This window comes from Micromonospora violae (assembly GCF_004217135.1).
In the GTDB taxonomy this organism is placed as follows: domain Bacteria; phylum Actinomycetota; class Actinomycetes; order Mycobacteriales; family Micromonosporaceae; genus Micromonospora; species Micromonospora violae.
In genome coordinates, this window is the sequence record NZ_SHKK01000001.1 from 4990396 (window position 1) to 5012333 (window position 21938).

Genomic DNA, 21938 nt, shown 5'->3' on the forward strand with positions numbered 1-21938 from the left:
CCGGCCATCGGCGGATGGCCGGCCCAGCGCCGCACTGTCAGCCGGTCACCAGGTGGGCCGCTGGAGCAGGCTGACGAATTCCACCAGCAACCGCTCGCGCAGCGCGGGTGGCGCGGCGTCGAGCAGCGTGTTCACCACCGCCATCCGCTCCGGCAGCGGACCCGCTGGCGACTCCGCCCCGCCACCCAGACCCAGCCCGGCGGCCAGGCCGACGACCAGGTCCGGGGTCAGCGCCTCGGGGGTCAGTGCGCCGACCAGGGCCGTCAGCTCGGCGGGCAGCCGCACCGGGCCGGCGGCCATGGCCGCGGCCACCGCCTCGGTGAGGTCCGGCCCGAACTCGGCCACCCGGGGCGCGACCGCGGCGGTCACCGTGAGGTGCACGCTGGCGGGCAGGCCGGCGTACGACAGCTGGGGTTGGGTGTGCCAGCCGCGCGCGGTCAGCTCGTCGATCAGGACGAACAGGTCGGGGCCGCCCTCCGTGGCGGTGAAGCAGACCACTGTCGACTCCGGCTCGGCCATCAGCCGCAGCCCGTCGACGGCACGGACGGCGTCGGCCAGCCCGGCGACCGCGCCCCTGGTGACGTCGGCGAGCCGCAGGTAACCGTCGTCGCCGAGGTGCCGCACGGTGGCGTACGCGGCGGCGATCGGGCCACCCGAGCGGGTCGACGCGATCACCGGGTTGATCATCGTGTAGCCGGGCCAGTCGGCGTACGCGAAGTACTGCGGGGCGCGTCTCGCGGCGTCGCGGTGCAGCAGCACCGACACCCCCTTCGGCGCGTACGCGTACTTGTGCAGGTCGACCGAGATGGAGGTGACCCCGGGCACCGAGAAGTCGAACGGCGGCACCGGCTCCCCGAGGCGCCGCAGGTACGGCAGGGTCCAGCCGCCGAAGCAGGCGTCCACATGGCAGCGCACGCCGGCCTCGGCCGCGGCGGCCGCGATCTGCGTGACCGGGTCCACCACCCCGTGCGCGTACGACGGCGCGGAGCAGGCGACCAGCACCGTCTCCGGGCGGATCGCGGCGGCCATCGCGGCCGGGTCGGGGCGCAGCGTGTCCGGGGAGACCGGCACGACGTCCAGCGCCACCCGCAGGTAGTGGGCCGCCTTGGCGAATGCGGCGTGCGCGCTCGACGGCACCACGATGCGGGGTGCCGTGATCTCCGGGTGGGCGTCCCGGGCCGTCTTGACGGCGAGGATCAGTGACTCGGTGCCGCCACTGGTGACGCTGCCGACGACGTCCGGGGCGGTGCTGCCCGGGCCGGCACCGAGCACCCGACCGGCGGCGGCGACCAGCGCGTTCTCCATGGCCAGCAGGGACGGGAACGCGGTCGGGTCCAGCCCGTTGACGTGCGCGCTCTCCCGGTGGGCGGCGGCGGCCAGCTCGTCCAGCCCCGGCACGGCCGGGTCGTAGACGTACGCGAAGAGCCGTCCCCCGTGGGTGGGCCGGTCCGCGCCGCGCAGCTGCCGAACCTCGGAGAGCGCAACCTCGGCGGGAACACCCGCGGAAAGCGCCCCGACCTCAACCCTGTTCTCGTCGATCATGGAGTTGTGGTGCCCTTCTCGTGACGGTTAACGGCGTTCATCCCCCACCACAACTCCATGATCGACCAGGTCGGTGTGGGCCGTGAGGGTGTAGTGGCGGAGAAGCAGGATGGGCGGGGCTATCAGCAGGGCTGGGATCAGCGTGAAGCCCAGGAGGACGCCTAGCCTTGCCGTGTCGGACTGGGCGGCTGCCGAGCCGGTGTCCGATGAGACGTAGCCGGAGAGTTGGAGCACCAGCCCGTAGATGCCGGGGCCGAGCGCCAGGCCGAAGGTCTCCCCGGCGGTCCACAACCCGGTGAAGACGCCCGCCTGCCGTCGACCGGTGCGCGCCGTCTCGTGCGCGATGCAGTCCGGCAGCATGGCCAGCGCGAAGACCTGCTGCCCGGCGTACCCCACCCCGATCAGCGCGACCACCAGGTAGACGGCTACCGGCGGCAGCACCGGCGCCGCGATCAGGGCGAACGCGCCGACGGCGAGGATCAGTGAGGCGACGACCAGCGCGGTCCGCTTGCCCAGCCGGGAACCGGCCCGGGTCCAGATCGGCATCACCAGCAGCGCCGGCCCCACGAAGCAGACGAAGAGCAGGGTCGGCCCGCTCTTGTCGTCGCGCAGGATCTGCCCCGCGAAGTAGTTGACCCCGGCCAGGATCGTCGCCACCCCGGCGGACTGCACCACGAAGCAGATCAGCAGGGCCCGGAACGGGCGGTTGGCGCCGGCCACGGCGAGTTGGGCGCGCAGGGTCGGCTCGCTCTCGCCCACCGTGCCGGTCGGCGCGGACCGGGTGCCCAGGAACGCGCCGAGCGCTCCGAGGGCGATCAGCACCGCCACGAACAGGCCCATCCAGCGGTGCCCGACCACGCCGTCGCCACCGGCGCTCACCACCAGCGGCGCGACCGCGCCGGACACCAGGATGGCCAACGCCAGCACCGCGATCCGCCAGGTCATCAACCGGGTGCGTTCGGCGTAGTCGCTGGTCAGCTCCGCCGGCATCGCCACGTACGGCACCTGGAAGAAGGCGAACGCGGTGGCGGTGGCGAGGAAGGCGAACGCCACGTATGCCGCGGCGGTCGGACTGTTACCGAAGGGCGCGGCGAAGATCGACGCGAACAGGACGGCGAGCGCGAGGCCGGCGATGAGCAGGTACGGGCGGCGGGCGCCCCACCGCGACCGGGTGCGGTCGGAGATCCGCCCCGCGACCGGGTTCACCAGCACGTCCCAGGCCTTGGGCAGCAGCACCAGCAGGGCGGCCAGCCCGGCGGCCACGCCCAGGGTGTCGGTCAGGTACGGCAACAGCAGCAGACCGGGCACGGTGCCGAAGGCACCGGTGGCCAGTGATCCGAGCGCGTAACCGGCGTGCACCGAGCGGGGCAGCGAGCCGGTGGCTGACGAGCCGGTGCCCGGCGGCGATGTCATGGGGCCGAATGTTACTCACGTTAGGACGTTGGTCACATCCCCTCATCAGGCGACCAACCCGCCGCCGCGATGTCCACACCCTCGCCGCGCAGCGGCACCCCCTCGGAGCGCAGGCGGGCCCGCGCCTCCCGCTCGTGCCCCGGCGGCAGCCGTCCGCTCGCGGTCACCACCCGATGCCAGGGCACCGAACCGCCGTGCCGGGCCATGATGCTGCCGACCAGCCGGGCCGAGGCACGCCCTGAGCGCTCGGACAGCGCGTCGGCCACCCCGCCGTACGACATGACCCGGCCCTCCGGGATCCGCTCGACCAGGTCGAGCACCGCCTCGACGTACTCGTCAGGAGTCACAATCCGCCACCATATGGGAACGCCGCCGGGCGGCGCGGCGGCGACCACGCAGAATGGTCGGGTGCGCGACGCAGTCACGACGGCCCGGCGGGTCGTCGTCAAGATCGGATCCTCCTCGTTGACCACCGCCAGCGGCGGGCTGGCCGACGAGCGCGTCGACACGCTTGTCGACACCCTCGGTCGGCTCACCGCCGAAGGACGCGAGGTGGTGCTGGTGTCCTCCGGCGCCATCGCCGCCGGGCTCGCCCCGCTCGGGCTGTCCCGACGCCCGCGCGACCTGGCCACCCAGCAGGCCGCCGCCAGCGTCGGGCAGGGGCTGCTGATCGGCCGGTACGCGGCCAGCTTCGCCCGGCACGGCCGCACCGTCGGGCAGGTGCTGCTCACCGTCGACGACGTGACCCGGCGGGCGCACTACCGCAACGCGTACCGGACGCTGCGCAAGCTGCTCGACCTGCGGGCGGTGCCGATCGTCAACGAGAACGACACGGTGGCCACCCAGGAGATCCGGTTCGGCGACAACGACCGGCTGGCCGCCCTGGTGGCCGCACTGGTCCACGCCGACCTGCTGGTGCTCCTCTCCGACGTGGACGCGCTCTGGACCGGCGACCCCACCAACCCGCAGTCGACCCGCATCCCGGAGGTTCGCGACGACACGGACCTCGCCGGCATCACCATCGGCGGGGCCGGTCGGTCCGGCGTCGGCACCGGCGGCATGGTGACCAAGGTCGAGGCCGCCCGGATCGCCACCGGTTTCGGCATCCCGGTGGTGCTCACCTCCGCCGACCTGGCCGCTCCGGCGCTGGCCGGCGAACCGGTCGGCACGCTCTTCCACCCCCAGCGGCAACGCCCGACGGCCCGGCTGTTCTGGCTGGCCCACGCCACCTCGCCCCGGGGGCGGCTGCACCTCGACCCGGGCGCGGTCGCCGCCGTCGTGGGGCGGCGCAAGTCGCTGCTCCCGGCCGGCATCACCGCGGTGGACGGCACGTTCACGGCGGGCGACCCGGTGGACCTGGTGGACACCGCCGGCGCGTCGGTCGCCCGAGGGCTGGTCAACTACGACGCGGTGGAGCTACCCGGGCTGCTCGGCCGTTCCACCTCCGAACTCGCCGCGGCGCTCGGCCCGGCGTACGAACGAGAGGTCGTCCACCGCGACGACCTGGTGCTGCTGTGAACCGAGGACCTTCCGACCTTCCCGAGGAGTGCTGGCATGAGCGTCGTTGAGCAGGCGCGACGGGCGCGGGACGCCGCCGCCGAGCTGGCCGTCGCCACGCGTACGGTCAAGGACGCCGCGCTGGTGGCGATGGCCGACGCGCTGGTGGCGCGTACCCCGGAGATCCTGGCCGCGAACGAGACGGACCTGGCGGCCGGCCGCGAGGCCGGGCTGAGCGCGGCCGTGCTGGACCGGCTCGCGCTCGACGCGGGCCGGGTGGCCGGCATCGCCGACGCGCTGCGCCAGATGGCCGCGCTGCCCGACCCGGTGGGCGAGGTGGTCCGTGGGTCCACCCTGCCCAACGGCCTGGAGCTGCGCCAGATCCGGGTGCCGTTCGGGGTGGTCGGCATCATCTACGAGGCGCGGCCCAACGTGACGGTGGACGCCGCCGGGATCTGCCTCAAGTCCGGCAACGCGGCGCTGCTGCGCGGGTCGTCGTCGGCCGCGCACTCGAACGCCGCACTGGTCGCGGTGCTGCGCGACGCGGTGGCCGGGGCCGGCCTGCCCGCCGACGCGGTGCAGTTGCTCGACGCCAGCTCCCGCGACTCGGTCAAGGAGCTGATGCGCGCCCGAGGGCTCGTCGACGTGCTCATTCCGCGCGGTGGCGCGTCGCTGATCCGCACCGTGGTCGAGGAGTCGACCGTGCCGGTGATCGAGACCGGGGTGGGCAACTGCCACGTCTACGTCGACGCCGCCGCCGACGTGGCGAAGGCCGTCGCGGTGACGCTGAACGCCAAGACGCAACGCCTCTCCACCTGCAACACCGCCGAGTCGCTGCTGGTGCATGCGGGCATCGCCGACGCGTTCCTGCCGCCGGTGCTGGCCGCGCTCGCCGAGGCGGGGGTGACCGTGCACGGCTCGCCCGAGGTTGCCGCCTACTCCGCCGCCGTGGTCCCGGCCACCGAGGAGGACTACGCCACCGAATACCTGTCCGCCGACATCTCGGTGGCGGTGGTCGACTCGCTGGACGCGGCGGTCGCGCACATCCGCCGCTTCGGCACCGGGCACACCGAGGCGATCCTGACCGACTCGGCGAGCGCGGCCCGCGACTTCGTCGCCCGGGTGGACGCGGCGGCGGTGATGGTGAACGCTTCGACCCGGTTCACCGACGGGGGCGAGTTCGGCTTCGGCGCGGAAATCGGCATCTCCACCCAGAAGCTGCACGCTCGCGGTCCGATGGGCCTACCCGAGCTGACCAGCACCAAGTACGTCGTCACCGGGGACGGGCACCTGCGCTAGGGGCCCCGCTCAGCCGGGCGGCGCGGGCCGCGCCGCCCGGATCGCGGCCAGCGTGGCGTGCACGTCGAACTGGTGGCCGTCGTCGCTCTCCCAGCCGCCGTCGCTGCGCTGCGTCTCGGACAGCCGGCGCAGCGCCCGCACCATGATCCAGTCTTGTAGGTCGATGCCGGCGCGGCGCAGTGTGGCCGCCAGCCACGCCACGTCCCCAGGGGACATCTTCGGCATCCGCTCGGCGAGCACCACCTGGATCCGGGCCGACTCCTGGAACATTTCCTGCCGGTGCAGCACGGCCGCGCTCAGCCAACCCGCGGCGAGGAACGACGGCCAACTGCCGTCCGGGCGCAGTCGCGCGGCGAGCGAGTGGGCCGCGGCCTGCACCACCCCGGCGTACGCCCCACCGACCCGATGGTCGAGCGGACCCGACGCCCGGGCGTCCAGGCCGGCGACGGTGAGCCAGAAGCCGGCGTTGGCCGACACCAGGAACCCGGCCTCGGGGTCGCCGGGCCGGGCCCACTCCGGTGCCGAGTCGGCCAGCGACTCGTCCTCTTCCCAACCGCCGTCGGATTCCTGCCGGGACGCCAGCCAGTCCAGTGCGCGGCGGGCGGCGGGACGACCGAGCGCGCCCAGATCGTCCAGCTCGGCGAGTCGGAAACAGGTGGCGTCGATCGAGGCGATCTCACCGCCCCAGCTGGCCGGCCAACCGCCGTCTGGTGACTGGCCGACCTCAGCCGTCTCCAGCACCTCGGCGGGCACGGCGGTGCCGTTGCGGAGCCAGGAGAGGCGGGCGCGTTCCACCGCATCCCCATGCGCCACGACGAACCCGATCGCGGCTTCCAAGTCGACCACGGCGGAGACGCTACCTGCGCAGACGTGCTGCCGCCTCAGAGAATCGGCCAGCCCGCAATGGCTGCGTCGCTCCGACCGGACAGCCGCTCGGCGGCGTCTGCGTCGATTCGCCGGGGCGGCCGTGTGCGCCGCCCCGGCCCAATCGTCAGTACGCGGGCAGTGCCGGGTCGATCTGCTTGATCCAGGAGAGCACGCCGCCCTGCACGTGCACGGCGTCCTTGAAACCGGCCGCCTTGAGTGCGGCGAGCGCCTCCGCCGAGCGGACGCCGGACTTGCAGTGCAGCACGATCTGCCGGTCCTGCGGCAGCTTCGCGAGGGCTTCGCCGGAGATGATGTCGCCCTTGGGGATCAGGGTGGCGCCGGGGATCCGGACGATCTCGTACTCGGCCGGCTCCCGTACGTCGACGAGGAAGATGTCCTTGCCGGCGTCCTGCCACTCCTTGAGTTCCAGCGCGGTGATGGTCGAGTCGACCGTCGCCTCCTGCGCCTCGTCGGAGACCGCGCCGCAGAAGTCCTCGTAGTCTTCCAGCAGGTCGGTGACGGTCGGGTTGTCACCGCAGAGCGCGCAGTTCGGGTCCTTGCGGACCTTGATCTTGCGGTATTCCATCTCCAGGGCGTCGTAGACCATCAGGCGGCCGACCAGCGGCTCACCGATGCCGGTGAGCAGCTTGATCGCCTCGTTCACCTGGATCGAGCCGATCGACGCGCAGAGGACCCCGAGCACGCCACCCTCGGCGCAGGAGGGGACCATGCCGGGCGGCGGCGGCTCCGGGTAGAGGCAGCGGTAGCAGGGGCCGTGCTCGGCCCAGAACACCGACGCCTGACCGTCGAAGCGGTAGATCGAACCCCAGACGTACGGCTTGCCCAGCAGCACCGCCGCGTCGTTGACCATGTAGCGGGTGGCGAAGTTGTCGGTGCCGTCGACGATGAGGTCGTACTGGGCGAAGATCTCGCGGACGTTCTCCCGATCCAGCGCGGTGTTGTGGATCTCCACGTTGACCAGGGGGTTGATCTCGCGGATCGACGCGGCGGCGGACTCGGCCTTGGACCGGCCGACGTCGGACACCCCGTGGATGACCTGACGCTGGAGGTTGGACTCGTCGACGGTGTCGAAATCGATGATGCCGAGCGTGCCGACGCCGGCCGCGGCGAGGTACAGCAGGGCGGGCGATCCGAGGCCACCGGCGCCGACACAGAGCACCCGGGCGTTCTTCAGCCGCTTCTGGCCGGTCACCCCGACATCCGGAATGATCAAGTGACGTGAGTAGCGGCGGATCTCGTCTACGGTCAGCTCGGCGGCGGGCTCGACGAGCGGGGGCAACGACACGGTGGACTCCCCGGGATCGGCGGTGTGAACCGCGCCATTGTTGCTCGCGGGAGCCCCGCTCGGCCATGAGGGACGACACGTGGTCCGGTATGCGGGAGCGGGAATAACCGACGACCCGGCCGATCAGGGGACGATGTCCCCGGCATAACGACGGCCGTCGAGGTAGGGCCAGGCGTTGGCGACGCAGCCCTCCAGGCCGTACGTCTGCTGCTGCATCACCGGGGCGGGCTCCCCAGGGCCGGGGCACGCCTCGTGGTTCTCACCGAACTCGTGGCCCACCTCGTGGTTGATGACGTAGGTCCGGTAGGTGTCGAGCGGAGCGCCGTAGTCGGGGACCGCCTCCATCCAGCGGGCCAGGTTGATGATGACCTGACCGGGCAGGCGACAGGAGGTGTAGCGCTCGGTGGTCAACCCGCCTTCGGCGCACATCCGCTCGGACGTGACCGGGGTGGCCAGGTAGATGGTGAAGTCGGCGGACCGGGCGTCGGCCACCCGTTGCACCCGCAGCTCGTCGGACGCGATCCAACTGCGCGGGTCGGCCAGCACCTCGTCCACCCTGGCGGCGAACGCGTCGGCGTCCTGGCCGGTGCCGCGTTCGACGACGACCCGGTATCGGCGCAGCGGCCCGTCCGCGCCGTGCACGGGTGTCTCACCGTCGGCCACGGTGAACCGTCCCGCTCCGACCGACGGGTAGCTGGTGGGTGTCGGGTGCGCGGCCACCCCGCCGCCGTGGCCCATTCCGCCCTGGGTGGTGGCCGGCGGTTCGCTGGACGGCTCGCCGCCCCGACTCACCGTCACGCCGATGGCGGCGGCGAGCACGAGCAGCGCGAGCAGCACGCTGCGATGACGACGCCGACGCATCCGCAGGAGCGCCGGACGCACACCCCGCAACGCCGGCCGCGGGTCAGGCGGCCGGGGCGGCCCGTGCGGGGACGACGGCGTCATGAATCAAGCCTGCCAGATTATTCGGGCATTTCTCCGTTTTTATAGCTATTGCCGCAAGACGCCTGATGGAGGGGCGGATCGTCGGCGTGTCGGCCGATCGGCTCAGAGGGCAGGACCGGCGTAACGACGCCCGTCGAGGTACGGCCACGGGTTCACCCGACACCCATTGAGGAAGAGCGTCTGCTGCATCATCACCGGCGCCGGCCGGCCCTTACCCGGGCAGCGCTCATGCCGATGCCCGAGCTGGTGACCCACCTCGTGGTTGACCACGTACGTCCGGTAGACCGCCAGCGGCACACCGGCCGACACGAAGTGCGGCACGGACAACCGCCACCGATCCAGATTGATGATCACCTGGCCGGGTGCCCGACAGGACGTGTACGGCCGGCCGTTGACCCGGATGTCCACCCCACCCTCGGCGCACATCCGACCCGCGGTACGGGCGGTGGCCAGGTAGACGGTGAAGTCACGAGGCGCAGCCCCCGCCACCTGCTGTAACCGCAGCCGCCCGCTCTCCACCCAACTGCCCGGCCCGGCCAGCGCCTCGTGAACCACCTGGGCGAACTCGGCGGCGTCCACACCGCTGCCCGACTCCACCGCCACCCGGTACCGCTGCAACTCACCCGCCCGACCCAGCACCGGGCCGGAGCGGGCGTCGTAACCGAACCGGCCAGTGCCGGCACTCGGAACCGCGCCGGGCACCCGCAACACCGGCGGCGGACTGGACGGGACCGCATCGGAGGGCGACGGGTCGGCCGACACCGGCAGCGGCCCGGCCACCAGCGGAGGCGGGCCGACCTGCTCGGCTGCCAACCGGTCGGCGTCGGGCGGCCCACTTGACTCCTCGGCGACCACGGTCACCGCCGCGCCGACGGCCACCACCACCGCCACCAGTTGGGCAAGCAGCGCGAAACGTCGCCGACGGCGCGCGGGATGGCGAGCTGAGCTGGGCATCCTGGTCAGCGTGCCAGATCAGACCGCCCCGCGGCGTCCCCCGTTTCGGCGAGCAGGCCGACCACCGCACGGGCAACCAGCCGGGGAACCTCCAACTGCGCCACATGGCCGACACCGTCGAGCATCATCAATCGGCTGTCCGGAATGACCCGAGCGGTCTGCGGCGCGACCCGCACATCGACCAGGCGATCCTGTCGGCCACCCACCACCAGGGTCGGCGCGCGTACCGTCCGGGCCAGGCGCCACAACGACCCCGGCCCCGGCAGGTACGCCCGCACGAAGCTGGAAACCAGCCCACGGAACGTCCGGACGTACGCGGCCGCGTAGTGCTCGGCCTCGTACCGCACCCGGATCTCCTCCAGCGCCTCGGCCCGACGCTGGTCACAGATCCGGCTGAGGTCGGCGACGCAGGCCGCCAGCACCTGCTGGGCCATCACCTCGGGCGCCAACTGGGTGAGCCGTCGGGCGACCAGCCGCTCACCTCCCGGAATGGCGAGCACCGGCAGCATCCGCCCCTGCAACGAGCGCCGGAAATCCAGGAACGGCAGCGCCGGACTGATCAGGGTGAGGGTACGAACCAGGTCCGGCCGGAGCCCGGCGACCTGGACCGCGACCGCGCCGCCCAGGGAATTGCCGAACAGGTGCACCGGGCCACGACCGGAATGCTCGATCCAGCGGACGACCAGATCCGCGAAGGCCGGAATCGTGTAGCGCCTGCCCGGCTCGCTACGACCGAAACCGGGCAGGTCGATGGCCTGACCGTCCAGCCGGTCGGCGAGCAGCCCGGCCAGGTCGGTCCAGTTCTGCGACGAACCGCCCAGCCCGTGCACGTACAGCGCCGGCTCCGCGCCCGCGGCGGTGGCCGGGGTGTCCCGCACGTACGTGACCAGGCCGTCGAGGCGCACTTCCCGGCCCGGCCAGGGCGGCGGGACCGCAGCGTCGGGGAGCAGGTGATCCGGCCAGAGGGTGGCGCATCTCATAGCTCCAGTCTGCCCCGGACCACTCAGGACAGCAGCGCCTCCAGCCGACGGTTGACCGCCGCCAGCGTCGCCCGGACCACCGCCTGACGCGGGTCACCCGCGACCAGGGCCGACCCGGCGAGCTGTTCGACCCAGCCCTCACAGACCAACAGCGCCACCACGGTGGCCACCTCGCAGTTGCCGAACGGCACCACCGCCGCGTGTTCGACGAAGCAGCGCCCCCGCTCGGCGTTCTCGGGGCCGCGCAGCAACTCGTCCACCGCGGCGGCAGCCGCCACCGCGCAGAGCCGCAGCACGTAGCCGTCCACCGCCGGCCCGGTGGCGTACCCGGAGGCGCTGTCGGCCCCGGCCAGCAGCCGGACCTCCACGTTCGCGTCCAGGCCGAAGGTGCTGACCTGCACGTGGTCGATCACCACCCGGGGGCCCGGTGTGCCGCCGGTCTCCAGCGGCCGGGACGGCGCCGACTCCGTCGTGGTCACCTGACCACCGGAGTACGACGTACCCAGCGTCGCCGGGCTACCGGTCGCGGCGCCGGCCGGGGCCGCCACCGAGCCGGGTTCCTCCACCGTGGCGCGACCCCGGTGCGGCGCGTTCGACCGGCGACGGCGCGTCTGCTCCGGGCCGGCCGGCGTGGCCTCCGCCCGACCGCCGGGTGGGCGGACGACCGTCGGCGACTCGGCCGCCCGAACCTCGCCGGCATCGCGCGACGCCGCGTTCTGGGTTTCCGGGGTACGCCGCGTTTCCGGGGTACGCCGTTCGACGGGTCGGGGTTCGGCCGCGCGGCGACGAACCGGCGGGGGTGGCGTGCTGGGCAGGCCGGGCACGTTCTGCGGGGCGGCAGCCAGCCCCATCCGCTCCTGAAGAAGCCGGGCCACCTGCCGGCTCACCTCGGCCGGGTCGGCCCCGTCGGCCAGGTCCAGTCGCAGGCTGTGCGCCCCGGCCGGCGTACGGCGCAGGGCCGCGTCGCGAACACCGGCGACCTCCCGGACGGCGTCCAGGATGGCGTTGACATCGAACCCCTCGGGACGCTCCCGCAGCGGGGCCGGCTCGTCGTCCCGACGCAGGTGGGTGGCGATGCGGGCGAGTTCCGGGGTTTCGGCGGGTGGCTCCACGGCTGGCGGCTCCGGCACGACGGGCACGTCCGGTTCCGCGGGGACGCGCTGCGGCAGCACCACCGCGCTCGGGGCCGACTGCTGACCGTCGCCGACCGGCGACGTCGGGTCGGGGGCGGATCGGCGCGCCGCGTAGGGCGCGGCGGAGGCCGAGGCTGGCTGATCGCGGCGGCCGGGACCCTTCGTGGCGGCGGAGGGGACCGCCGCGGTGGTGGACGGTGTCGGGTCACCCGATGGCGGGCCGCTGGTTGGCGTGGCGGGTTGGGGCGACTCGACGGGTGACGGACCGGGCTCGCCTGACGCCGACCGGAGCCGGAACGGTCCGGTCGGGCGGACCTCGGGCCGGGACCGGCCGGACGTCTCACCGCCGTCGCCCCCACCGGTGCCGGCCGATCGGCTGGTCGGCCAGGACGGGCGCTCGACCGGCGATGCGGGGAGCCGACCCTCGGACCAGTCCGGCCGCTCGGCCGGGGAACTGCTCGCCGTCGGCGAGCCACTGGTCCAGGTCGGGCGCTCCGCGACCAGCGACGGGCCGGCCGGAGCCGGTGGCGCGTCGGTCACCGGGGGAGGTGGTCCGGCCGGAGCTGGCGGCGGCCCGGCCGGGCTCGAAGGTGACGCCTCGGCCGCTGCGGGCGGCTCGGCCGACGACGGGCTGGAGGCCCAGGAGGGTCGCGGTGGCGGAGAGCTGACCGGCACCGGATCCGATCCGCCCCAGGACGGCCGCGTCGACGCCGAGGTGGTCGCCGGCGGTTCGGACCCGCCGGCCCAGGGCGGACGTACCGGCGGCACGCTGGTCGCGGCCTCCGAGCCAGCGGCCCAGGACGGACGCGCCGGCGGCCCGCTGGTCGGCCCCGACGGGACGCTGGTCGGTCTCGGATCGGACCCCGCAGCCCAGGAGGGCCGCGCGGGTGGCGCGCCGGCAGGATCCGGGTCGCCCCCGCCAGCCCAGGACGGACGGTCGGCCCTGCGCCCGCTGGTCGGTTCGGCGGAGCGCTCCGGGGCGGACTCGGATTCGCCCCGGCCAGGTTCGTACGCACGGGGCTGGTCGGCACGCACCGGCTCGTACGGGCGGGGCACCTCGGCGCGCACCGGCTCGTACGGCTGATGGGGCTCGGCGACCCAACCCAACGCCGACTCGTCCCCTGCGGGCGGGTCCACCGGCTCGTCGTCCTGACGCGACCAGGGCGGGGCCCAGCCGCCACCCCAGCTCGGACGGTTCCAGCTCGGCCCCGACCAGTCGGGCTCGACGGCCGGCGGCTCGACGGCCCGGTGCGCGTCGCCGCCGCGGTGCGCGTCGCCGCCGCGGTGCGTCTCTGCCGGCCGGGCACCCCCGGTGGCGCGACCGGGCTCGTCCCCCTCGGCAGGCCCGGCCGGGCCCGGGGTGCGTCCCGAGGTCGCCGCGTGCTCCGGTGCGAGCGGGCCCCGCCAGTCGCGTGGCGCGGTCGGATTCTCGTCGGCGGCCAGCCGCTCGCCGGTCGGCGCGTGGAAGCCGGGCGGCACCTCGAAACCTGACGCGGCGGTGCCGACGGGCGGCACCTGGACGGCCGGTGGGGCCGAGGTGGGCAGCCCCGGCTCGGCCCAGCGGGCACGGTGCGCGGCGGTCGGATCAACGGTGGAGTGTGGGGCGGGGCCCGGGTCGGGCTCGGTGCCACCCTGCTCGGCCGGCGGCGCGGGGCGTTGGGCCGGCACGACGAGCCGGTCGCTGGGCCGGGGGCGACCCTCGGCGGGCAGCCCGGGCGGCGCGCTCACCGGTGTGGGGCGGGCGGCGGGCGGCTCGAGACCGGGGTGGTGGACGCCGTTGACGTCGTCCGGAGGGTGCACGCCGTTGACATGGTGACCGTTGGCTCGGGCCGGCGACTCCCCCTCGTCCGACCGGCCGACCAGCGGCGATGGCAGGTCGCCGTGCCGGGTGGAGGCGGTCCGCCAGCCCGACGCGGGGTCGGGCTGCCAGCGCGGCGCCTCATCCCGGGCGTCCTCGTGGTCGGCGGCTCGGGGCCACCCACCCGCCGGAGGTGCCCACCCGCTGACGGAACGGCTCGGGTCGTCGTGCTGACCCGCTCCGTCACCGTGCTCTCCCGGGGTGGCGGCTCCGGGTTGCCCTGTTTCACTCACCGCGCGCTCCTTGGTCGCCCCCGCTGAGGCTACCGTGTGCCGAGAGTGGCGATAAGTTACAGCGGCGGGCCATTTCCACGACCGAGGTCACGGGCCTCGCCCGGTCTGGGGGGAAAATGCCGGCTCGTACGGACAACTCGGAGGATCCCATGACCGCTGCGGGGAACGGTGCACAGACCGCCGGCCGGCCAACCCGCCTGCCCCGCTCCGCGCGTCGTAAGCAGCTTCTCGCTGCGGCGCAGGAGGTGTTCGTCGCGCAGGGCTACCACGCCGCCGCGATGGACGACATCGCCGAGCGGGCCGGGGTCTCGAAGCCGGTGCTCTACCAACACTTTCCCGGAAAGATGGATCTCTACCTGGCGCTGCTCGACACGCACTGTGACGCCATCGTCGCTCAGGTGCAAGATGCCATGCGCGGCACCAGCGACAACAAGGAGCGGGTCAGCGCGTCGGTCCGGGCGTACTTCGACTTCGTCGACCACGAGAGCGAGGCGTTCCGGCTCGTCTTCGAGTCGGATCTGCGCAACGACCCGGCGGTGCGGCAGCGGGTGGAGCGGGTCGAGCAGGGCTGCATCGCGGCGATCACCGACACCATCATCTCCGACACCGGGGTGAGCCGGGAGCACGCCGAACTGCTCGCCTCCGGGCTGGTCGGCGCGGCGGAGACGGCCGCGCAGTTCTGGCTGGCCGGGGGCCGGCAGGTGCCGAAGGCCGAGGCCGAGGCGTTGGTGGCCGCGCTGTCCTGGCGGGGCATCGCGAGCTTCCCGCTGCAAGGTGAGTCAGCCTGACCGCCGACCCCGTGATCGGATAGCCTTCGCAGGGCGGTTCTTTCGCCCCAGTTGAGGAGGCACAGTGGAGGTCAAGATCGGCGTGCAGTACGCGCCGCGCGAGCTGGTACTGGACAGCGCGCAGTCGCCGGCCGAGATCGAGCAGATCGTGACCGACGCCTTCGCCGGCAACGGCGGCACGCTCTCCCTGACCGACGAGAAGGGCCGGCGGGTCATCGTTCCGGTCGAGAAGGTCGCCTACGTCGAGATCGCCGAGGCGTCGCCCCGGGCCGTCGGGTTCACCGTCCGCTGACCGGTCCGGCCATCGCGGCAGGTCGGCACCGGCCTACCTGCCGCAGGCCGGCGTCGGCCCCACCCGGCCCGGTGGTCGGTTGTTCAGCTGTTCAGCCCGGCGGGTCAGTTGTTCAGCCCGGCGGCGACCATTCGCGCGGTGTGCGCGCTGGTGAGCCGGCCGAAGAGCCCCGCCACGTCGACCCGGCCGTCCCGCGCGATCAGCGCGGTCAGGGCGGCCCGCTCGGCGGCCACCCGGCCGGCCTGCGACAACGCCTCGCCGACCAGTCGTCGGGCCCACATCGAGAGCCGACCGGCCACCCGGGGGTCGTCGGCGACAGCCACCCGGATCTCCTCCGCGGCGAAGTCCGCGTACCGGGAGTCGTGCAGGACGTCCAGCACCAGTGCCCGGTCCGGTTCCGCCAGCGCGTCGGCGATCTCGCGGACGAAGTCGTCGGTGATCGCGTCGCCGACGTACGCCTTGGTGACCACTTCCGCCCAGTCCCGCGGCTCGGTCGAGTCGTGGTACGCCTGGAGCGGCTCGACATAGGGGGCCATCGCCTCCTCCGGCAGCACGCCCAGCGCGGTGAGCCGGTCGGCGAGGCGTCGATAGTTGGCGATCTCCGCAGCGGCCATCTCGTTCAGCGCGGCGCGGCGGCTCAGGTCCGGAGCGAGCCGCGCGTCACCGGCCATCCGCTCGAAGGCGAGCAGTTCACCGAAGGCGACCAGACCCAACAGGTCGGCGTAGGCAGGAACGGACACGAGCGGCAGGCTATCGCGTGCCCGCCCTCCGCGCCGCCCCCCGCCGATCATGGAGTTGTGGTGCCCGGTTAGCACCATTTTGCGCCTTTTGTCAACCACCACGACTCCATGATCGACGCGGGTCAGGGGTGAGGCCAGCCAGGGCGGTGTGGCGCGGGTCACATTTGCTTGCCCTGGGTGTCTGGTGGGCGACAGGGAATCGGGACGGGGGTATGCCTGTTCAGGTAGCATGGAGCAGTTGCCGTGGGCGCCGATCTGATCGAAGCTCAGCCCGCGGCGCGCGTGCGGCCCGGTCCGGCTCGGCAATCTGCCGCCGACCGTGTGGCCCGCGTCATACCGAACGCGCCCTGAGGACAGGACGGGCGCACCCACGAGAGGGCACCCCCACATCCACATGAGCGACCAGACTCACGATTTGCTGGACGGCCAGGAACTGGCCCCCACCGCCCCGGTTCGACCGGAGGCCCCCACGTTCGCCGCACTCGGCGCCCGCGCCGAAACCGTCGAGGCTCTGGCCTCGGCCGGCATCACCCGCGCCTTCGCCATCCAGGAGTACGCGATCCCGATCGCGCTGCGCGGCGTCGACCTGATCGGTCAAGCGCCGACCGGCACCGGCAAGACCCTCGGCTTCGGCGTACCGCTGCTCGATCGCGTCTTCGCCCCGAGCGAGGGCGGCGACGGCGTCCCGCAGGCGCTGGTCGTCGTACCCACCCGTGAGCTCGGCATCCAGGTGGCCAAGGATCTGGCCGCCGCCGGCCGGACGCGCGGCGTCCGGGTGCTGCCGATCTACGGCGGTGTGGCGTACGAGCCGCAGATCGACGCGCTGCGCAAGGGCGTCGAGATCCTGGTCGGCACTCCCGGCCGACTGATGGACCTGCAGAAGCAGAAGCACCTCCGGCTGGACCGGGTGCACGCACTCGTCCTCGACGAGGCCGACCGGATGCTCGACCTGGGCTTCCTCGACGACGTCGAGAAGATCCTGGCGATGCTGCCGGAGGACCGCCAGACGATGCTCTTCTCGGCCACCATGCCGGACCCGATCGTCACCCTGTCGCGGCGCTTCCTGCGCCAGCCGATGACGATCCACGCCGGGCACACCGCCGAGACCGGTCCGTCGCCGCAGACCCAGCAGCTGGTCTACCGCACCCACTCGATGAACAAGGTCGAGGTGGTGGCGCGCATCCTCCAGGCGGAGGGGCGTGGGCTGACCATGATCTTCACGCGTACCAAGCGGGCCGCCGACCGGGTCGCCGAGGACCTCGACTTCCGCGGGTTCGCGGTCGCGGCGGTCCATGGTGACCTCGGCCAGGGTGCCCGCGAGCGGGCCCTGCGGGCATTCCGGGCTGGCAAGATCGACATCCTGGTCGCCACCGACGTGGCGGCCCGTGGGCTGGACGTCACCGGCGTCACCCACGTCATCAACTACGACTGCCCGGAAGACCAGGACACGTACACCCACCGGATCGGTCGTACCGGCCGGGCCGGCGCGACGGGTGTCGCCGTGACCTTCGTCGACTGGGACGACATGCCGCGCTGGCGCATCATCGACAAGACCCTCGGTCTGGAGATGCCGGAGCCGCCGGAGACGTACCACACGTCCCCGCACCTCTACACCGACCTGCACATCTCCACCGAGGTCAGCGGCACGCTGCCCACGGCCGAGCGCACCCGGGCCGGGCTGTCCGCCGAGATCGAAGAGGACCTGGGTGGGACGACCCGCTCCCGCCGGGGCGACAGCGGTGGTCGGGGTTCCCGACGTGGTGAGGGTCGTGGCGAGCGCCGTGGACGCGGCGATGCCCGCCGCGACCGCTCCGACGCCGGCACGCCGGCCGGCGCCGAGGCGCCCGCCGCTGACGCCGCCGACGAAGGGCCGCGTACCCCCCGCCGCCGGCGTCGTCGCCGGGCCGGCGAGGTGGTCGCGGGCGAGACCACCGCTGTGGTCTCCGCCGACGCCGGCCCCGCCGAGCCAGCCGCCGCGTCCGACGGCGAGCCGGCCAAGCCGCGTCGCCGCCGACGCCGCCGTGGTGGCGGTTCCGGCGCGGGTACGCCGGCCGAGGCGACCGCCGACTGACCACCAGCCACACCTGACATCCCCCGCACCGCCTCGCGCGGTACGGGGGATGTTCGACATCCCCCGCACCGCCTCGCGCGGTACGGGGGATGTTCCCTTCTCCCACCCCACCTGCCGAAGATGGAACGATGCCGCAACCACTGGACGCCGCCCTGACCGAGGTTCGGGCCCTGCTGCTCGACCCCGCGCTGACCCGGGCGGTCGCCGCCGGACGCCGCCGCGGGCACCGCCCCACCGTGGTCCGGGCTGAGCTACGGCCGGTGACACTGAAGGCCGGGCCCCGGCTTCAGATCGCCACGTCCGACGGCACCCGCCCGTACACCCGCAACGTCGCGCCCGGCGCGGAGGCCGCCGGGGCGGTCGACGAGCTGCTGGCCGAGCCGTTCGGCAACTGGCACGTCGAGACGGCCGACACGACGCTCCAGCTTCGGGTGACCAAATCCGGCGAAGCGCAGGTGCACCGGGCCGCGACGCCCCGGCCGGCGGCGACCCCCACCGGAAATGACCGGCCCAAGGAGTACCTGCTCGACCCCGGGGACCCGATCTTCGCGGAGATCGGCGGCTCGGCGGCCAAGCGCCGCCAGGTGGACGCGTTCCTGCGCGCCCTGGCCGCGACCCTGCCCGACGATCTGACCGGGCCGCTCCGGGTGGTCGACCTGGGCTGCGGCAACGCGTACCTGACGTTCGCCGCCTACCGCTATCTGACCGGTCGGGGGCTCGACGTCCAGCTGGTCGGCGTGGACGTCCGAGAGGACCAGCGGCGGCGCAACACCGAGCTGGCGCAGCGGCTGGGCTGGGCCGACCAGGTCAGCTTCGTGGCCGGGACGATCGCCGACGCCACCGTCGACCCGGCACCCGATCTGGTGCTGGCGCTGCACGCCTGCGACACCGCCACCGACGAGGCGCTGGCCCGCGCGGTGCGCTGGGAGGCCCGCTGGGTGCTGGCCGCCCCGTGCTGCCACCACGACCTGGCGAAGCAGCTCCGCGCCCACCCCGCCCCGGCCCCGTACGACCTGCTGACCCGGCAGGGCATCCTGCGCGAGCGCTTTGCCGACGTGCTCACCGACGCCCTGCGCGCCGGGCTGCTGCGGGTGCACGGGTACAAGGCCGAGGTGGTGGAGTTCGTGGACTCGCAGCACACGCCCCGCAACCTGCTGATCCGCGCACGTCGTACCGGTGCGGGGGCGACCGAGCCGCAGCGCGCCGAGTACCGCGAGCTGGTGGACCAGTGGCAGGTCACTCCCCGGCTGGAGACGTTGCTGGCCGACGGCGAGTAGCGGCCAGCCGCCCCGGGTGGCTAACGCCGACGATCCGCGCGGTCGCGGCCACCGTTGCGCTCGCCGGCACCGCGGTCGAGGACCGACACCCGGTCGGCACCGAGCCGCTGTACGCCCCACTCACCGTCGCCCGGGGCGGCCGGGAATGGCACGACCTTGCCCCCGGTCTCGGCGTTACCGGCTGCCGCGAACGCGTTCCAGGAGATGTCCACCAGCAGCTTCTTCACCTCGGCGTGCCGGATGGCAGCATTGTGTTGCAACGCCATCCGGGCACCGAGCAGGACCGTGACCAGCGTGGTGGTGATCGTGCCGGTGGCGGCCAACACGTGCAGACCGGTCGCGGAGTCGGTGCGGAGCACCAGGACCAGCAGCCAGACCCAGAACGCGGCAGCGAAGACGGCGGCCTTGGCGACGAAGAAGAGGCTCACCGCACCGGGCTGGTACGGCTGGGGGCGGCTCGGATCGGCCATGGTGCTCCTCGGCGGTGGTCCGGTCGGACGCGGCAGGCGACAGACGCCATGCCGGGACGGGCACCGAGCTTAATTGAAGAACGACGATGATCGCTCGGTGCAATTTTCGTTCTGCACACACGCTTCCAGAGAAAAGTCTCGTCCACGGGACAGTTTGTGCGGTCAGTCAATTGTTTCCGGCTCTGGGCGTACTACCCTCGGAAGGCGCATCGCCCCGGTGCTCCGGCAGGAGGGGAAGACACGCAGCGATGGGATCAGCCGACGTAACACCGCAGATGGCGTTCGCCCGCTTCGTCCGGCGCGCCATCGATGACGCTCGCGACGAACGTGGCTGGACCGTGACTGATCTTGCCTCACACACGGGCGTGGGTCGCTCCACGGTGTTCCGTTGGCTCGCCGGTGATTGGCAGGATTATCCCGAACTGGCCAAGGTGCGCGGCTTCTGCGCTGCGTTGGATCTGCCCGTCGCCGCCGCGTTCCGCGCCCTCGGGCTGCCCGACGCCGGCCCCGCACCCCGCCGACGCCACGACGACGGCCCGGTCGAAGCCGACGTCCGGGCCATCCTGGACCGACTGGCCGACCCGACGGTCCCCGCCGAGGAGAAGCACCACATCCGCGACCTCCTCCGCTACCTAGCCCGCCGCCCCATCCGCCGCGCCGGCTAACCCCCCACCCGCGCCCGCCCGACCGCACCCCGCGCCAGCCCCGCGCCCCGCGCCAGCCCTCGTCGATCATGGAATTGTGGTGGCCGTTGAATCCCGCTTGCACCTTTTGCGAGGCACCACAACTCCATGATCGACGCGAAAATGGGGCGGCGGTGGGCGGGAGGGGATGGGGCCGCGGTGGAGCGGGAGGGGTGGGGCGGAGGGGGTGGGGGTGGGGTTAGGGGAGGGTTAGGGTTAGTTCGGCGGTTTGGACTTGGGCGTTCACCTGGAAGTCCAGGTAGAGGCGGTAGCGGCCTGGGCTGGGAATGGTCAACCAGAACTTGATCTGACCGTCCACCAGCTCGGTCTCCGGGTGCACGTGCAGGTAGCCGAGGTCGCCCTCGCGCAACGCCACCAGGTGCCCGTACGCCCCGAGGTACCGCTCCAGCGGTGCGGCACCGCCAGCACCGTCGACCCGGAAGGTCAGCGGCACGGTCGCCCCGACCTGCGGAGTGCCCTGGTAGCCGACGGTGAAGCCGTCCACGGTCGTCGAGGTGGCCGGGCCCGGCAGCGGGCGGGGGCGGTAGTCGCCGGGCGCCACCAGGTCCGTCCCGAGGGTCACCGCGGTCTGCGCGCCGTTGTCGGCGACGATGGTGAAATCGGCGTACGCGCGCCAGAGGCCGGGCTGCGCGAGGGTCAACGGCACCGACCAGGTGCCGTCCGCCGTCATGGTGGGGTGCAGGTGCTGGTAACCGGTGAGGTCCCGCCGGACGACGATCAGATGCATCGGCTTGTCGTGCACGATGGCGAACCGGGTGACCGGCCGGCGCTGCGCGTCGCGTACCTGGAAGCGGAATTGGCCGGGGCGGCCTGCCGCGAACTCGGTGGCCAGAGGTGCCAGAGTGAGCCCGGCCGAGCTGACCGCCAGGCCGCCCGGTTCGGTGGCCGCGCCCTGATCGGCGGCCGTGGCCGAGCCGTGGCTGTGTGGGGCGACGCCCGGCGGATCGGTGTGCTCGACCGCTGGCAGCGGGCTGCCGGTGGCACCGTTGGTGTTCAGCCGGCCGAGCCCGAAGCCGAGCAGCACCGCCAGCACCAGCCCGCCGACCACCAGCGCCAGCCGGAGAGTGCTCCGGTCCAGCCCGGTGGAGACCCCATCGACGACCGACGCCCCGGAGACCTGGTCCGGCACCGGCACCACGGGCGCCTGGTCCGACCCCGGCACCGCGGACGCCTGATCTGGCACCGGCACCGCAGGCGCCTGGTCCATCGTCGGCACTGCGGACGCCTGGTCCCGCACCGGTTCTGCGGACACCTGGTCAGGCACCGCCAGCGCCCAGCGGGTGGCCGGCCTCGTCGACGGCGGTCCTGCCCGGGGCGCGGGTGACGGGCTGCTGGTCGGTCATGGCACCCACGTTACCGCCGTCGGTGCCGGGCCCCTGCCGACGCCCGAACAGCGTGGCGACGGTCGCACTCACCGACGCCCGGGAACTTTCCGCCGACCGGGCAGAGCCGAGCCCGAGGGCACGACCCAACCGGACAAAGCCGGGACCGGAAGGCACGACCCAACCGGACAGAGCCGGAACCCGAGGGCACAACCCCGACCGGGCAGAGCCCATGCCCGAGGGCACG

Annotated in this window: 20 protein-coding genes; 7 read left to right on the forward strand and 13 right to left on the reverse strand. The window is 73.3% G+C overall.

The window, feature by feature from the left end:
• Nucleotides 1–45: 45 nt before the first annotated feature.
• Genes EV382_RS22305 through EV382_RS22315 form a run of 3 tightly spaced genes read right to left on the reverse strand, consistent with a single transcriptional unit; the run spans nt 46 to nt 3302 of the window.
• Nucleotides 46–1542: a pyridoxal phosphate-dependent decarboxylase family protein gene (locus tag EV382_RS22305; protein ID WP_130404828.1), complete on the reverse strand. Its 1497-nt coding sequence runs from the start codon at nt 1540–1542 to the stop codon at nt 46–48.
• A gap of 27 nt (nt 1543–1569) precedes the next feature.
• Nucleotides 1570–2955: an MFS transporter gene (locus EV382_RS22310; RefSeq protein ID WP_130404830.1), complete on the reverse strand. Its 1386-nt coding sequence runs from the start codon at nt 2953–2955 to the stop codon at nt 1570–1572.
• 32 nt (nt 2956–2987) lie between these two features.
• Nucleotides 2988–3302, reverse strand: coding sequence for an MGMT family protein (locus EV382_RS22315; protein WP_130404832.1), 315 nt, complete (start codon nt 3300–3302; stop codon nt 2988–2990).
• Nucleotides 3303–3315: 13 nt separating this feature from the next.
• Here EV382_RS22315 and proB point away from each other — a divergent pair, with 13 nt between their 5' ends.
• Together proB and EV382_RS22325 are read left to right on the forward strand one after the other, a co-directional pair.
• Nucleotides 3316–4473, forward strand: a complete 1158-nt coding sequence (gene proB, locus EV382_RS22320) for a glutamate 5-kinase (protein ID WP_130404834.1) — start codon at nt 3316–3318, stop codon at nt 4471–4473.
• Nucleotides 4474–4509: 36 nt separating this feature from the next.
• Nucleotides 4510–5751, forward strand: a complete 1242-nt coding sequence (locus EV382_RS22325; protein ID WP_130404836.1) for a glutamate-5-semialdehyde dehydrogenase — start codon at nt 4510–4512, stop codon at nt 5749–5751.
• A gap of 9 nt (nt 5752–5760) precedes the next feature.
• Here EV382_RS22325 and EV382_RS22330 read toward each other — a convergent pair whose 3' ends face one another.
• From EV382_RS22330 to EV382_RS22355, 6 genes are all read right to left on the reverse strand, one after another.
• Nucleotides 5761–6597, reverse strand: coding sequence for a prenyltransferase/squalene oxidase repeat-containing protein (locus EV382_RS22330; RefSeq protein WP_244236784.1), 837 nt, complete (start codon nt 6595–6597; stop codon nt 5761–5763).
• Between the two features lie 145 nt (nt 6598–6742).
• A complete protein-coding gene (moeZ, locus tag EV382_RS22335; RefSeq protein WP_130404839.1) occupies nt 6743–7924 on the reverse strand; it encodes an adenylyltransferase/sulfurtransferase MoeZ in 1182 nt (393 codons plus the stop codon).
• 123 nt (nt 7925–8047) lie between these two features.
• Entirely contained in the window at nt 8048–8869 is an 822-nt protein-coding gene (locus tag EV382_RS22340) for a DUF3152 domain-containing protein (RefSeq protein ID WP_130404841.1), read from the reverse strand.
• Nucleotides 8870–8971: 102 nt separating this feature from the next.
• On the reverse strand, nt 8972–9823 hold the full coding sequence (locus EV382_RS22345; protein ID WP_130404843.1) for a DUF3152 domain-containing protein: 852 nt from the start codon (nt 9821–9823) through the stop codon (nt 8972–8974).
• 5 nt (nt 9824–9828) lie between these two features.
• Entirely contained in the window at nt 9829–10803 is a 975-nt protein-coding gene (locus EV382_RS22350) for an alpha/beta fold hydrolase (protein WP_130404845.1), read from the reverse strand.
• A 23-nt stretch (nt 10804–10826) separates the two neighbouring features.
• On the reverse strand, nt 10827–12611 hold the full coding sequence (locus EV382_RS22355; protein WP_425271998.1) for a hypothetical protein: 1785 nt from the start codon (nt 12609–12611) through the stop codon (nt 10827–10829).
• A 1565-nt stretch (nt 12612–14176) separates the two neighbouring features.
• Between EV382_RS22355 and EV382_RS22360 the strand changes: the two genes are divergently transcribed.
• Nucleotides 14177–14815, forward strand: a complete 639-nt coding sequence (locus EV382_RS22360) for a TetR/AcrR family transcriptional regulator (RefSeq protein WP_130404847.1) — start codon at nt 14177–14179, stop codon at nt 14813–14815.
• A gap of 64 nt (nt 14816–14879) precedes the next feature.
• Nucleotides 14880–15107 (forward strand): DUF3107 domain-containing protein, encoded by a 228-nt coding sequence (locus tag EV382_RS22365; protein WP_030329796.1) that lies wholly within the window; start codon nt 14880–14882, stop codon nt 15105–15107.
• Nucleotides 15108–15211: 104 nt separating this feature from the next.
• On the opposite strand, the gene EV382_RS22370 is transcribed toward EV382_RS22365, so the two are convergent.
• The gene (locus EV382_RS22370) at nt 15212–15847 is read right to left on the reverse strand and encodes a ferritin-like fold-containing protein (protein ID WP_244236785.1); all 636 of its coding nucleotides are present in this window, start codon (nt 15845–15847) and stop codon (nt 15212–15214) included.
• Nucleotides 15848–16241: 394 nt separating this feature from the next.
• Here EV382_RS22370 and EV382_RS22375 point away from each other — a divergent pair, with 394 nt between their 5' ends.
• Nucleotides 16242–17918, forward strand: coding sequence for a DEAD/DEAH box helicase (locus EV382_RS22375; protein WP_130404849.1), 1677 nt, complete (start codon nt 16242–16244; stop codon nt 17916–17918).
• 128 nt (nt 17919–18046) lie between these two features.
• On the forward strand, nt 18047–19195 hold the full coding sequence (locus EV382_RS22380; protein ID WP_130404851.1) for a class I SAM-dependent methyltransferase: 1149 nt from the start codon (nt 18047–18049) through the stop codon (nt 19193–19195).
• Nucleotides 19196–19215: 20 nt separating this feature from the next.
• Here EV382_RS22380 and EV382_RS22385 read toward each other — a convergent pair whose 3' ends face one another.
• The gene (locus EV382_RS22385; RefSeq protein ID WP_130404853.1) at nt 19216–19665 is read right to left on the reverse strand and encodes a hypothetical protein; all 450 of its coding nucleotides are present in this window, start codon (nt 19663–19665) and stop codon (nt 19216–19218) included.
• Nucleotides 19666–19913: 248 nt separating this feature from the next.
• On the opposite strand from EV382_RS22385, the gene EV382_RS22390 reads away from it, so the two are divergent.
• Nucleotides 19914–20330: a helix-turn-helix domain-containing protein gene (locus EV382_RS22390; protein ID WP_130404855.1), complete on the forward strand. Its 417-nt coding sequence runs from the start codon at nt 19914–19916 to the stop codon at nt 20328–20330.
• 217 nt (nt 20331–20547) lie between these two features.
• Here the strand turns inward: EV382_RS22390 and EV382_RS22395 are convergent, their stop codons facing one another.
• The gene (locus EV382_RS22395) at nt 20548–21621 is read right to left on the reverse strand and encodes a hypothetical protein (protein ID WP_244236786.1); all 1074 of its coding nucleotides are present in this window, start codon (nt 21619–21621) and stop codon (nt 20548–20550) included.
• A 4-nt stretch (nt 21622–21625) separates the two neighbouring features.
• The gene (locus EV382_RS32875) at nt 21626–21784 is read right to left on the reverse strand and encodes a hypothetical protein (RefSeq protein WP_165435844.1); all 159 of its coding nucleotides are present in this window, start codon (nt 21782–21784) and stop codon (nt 21626–21628) included.
• Nucleotides 21785–21938 lie beyond the last annotated feature (154 nt).

Coding starts and splice junctions, on each gene's coding strand:
- EV382_RS22360 (WP_130404847.1), top strand. CDS start 14,177: ATGACCGCTGCGGGGAACGGTGCACAGACCGCCGGCCGGCCAACCCGC.
- EV382_RS22345 (WP_130404843.1), bottom strand. CDS start 9,823: ATGCCCAGCTCAGCTCGCCATCCCGCGCGCCGTCGGCGACGTTTCGCG.
- EV382_RS22350 (WP_130404845.1), bottom strand. CDS start 10,803: ATGAGATGCGCCACCCTCTGGCCGGATCACCTGCTCCCCGACGCTGCG.
- proB (WP_130404834.1), top strand. CDS start 3,316: ATGGGAACGCCGCCGGGCGGCGCGGCGGCGACCACGCAGAATGGTCGG.
- EV382_RS22380 (WP_130404851.1), top strand. CDS start 18,047: ATGCCGCAACCACTGGACGCCGCCCTGACCGAGGTTCGGGCCCTGCTG.
- EV382_RS22325 (WP_130404836.1), top strand. CDS start 4,510: ATGAGCGTCGTTGAGCAGGCGCGACGGGCGCGGGACGCCGCCGCCGAG.
- EV382_RS22305 (WP_130404828.1), bottom strand. CDS start 1,542: ATGATCGACGAGAACAGGGTTGAGGTCGGGGCGCTTTCCGCGGGTGTT.
- EV382_RS22385 (WP_130404853.1), bottom strand. CDS start 19,665: ATGGCCGATCCGAGCCGCCCCCAGCCGTACCAGCCCGGTGCGGTGAGC.
- EV382_RS22310 (WP_130404830.1), bottom strand. CDS start 2,955: ATGACATCGCCGCCGGGCACCGGCTCGTCAGCCACCGGCTCGCTGCCC.
- EV382_RS22390 (WP_130404855.1), top strand. CDS start 19,914: ATGGGATCAGCCGACGTAACACCGCAGATGGCGTTCGCCCGCTTCGTC.
- EV382_RS22375 (WP_130404849.1), top strand. CDS start 16,242: ATGAGCGACCAGACTCACGATTTGCTGGACGGCCAGGAACTGGCCCCC.
- EV382_RS22340 (WP_130404841.1), bottom strand. CDS start 8,869: ATGACGCCGTCGTCCCCGCACGGGCCGCCCCGGCCGCCTGACCCGCGG.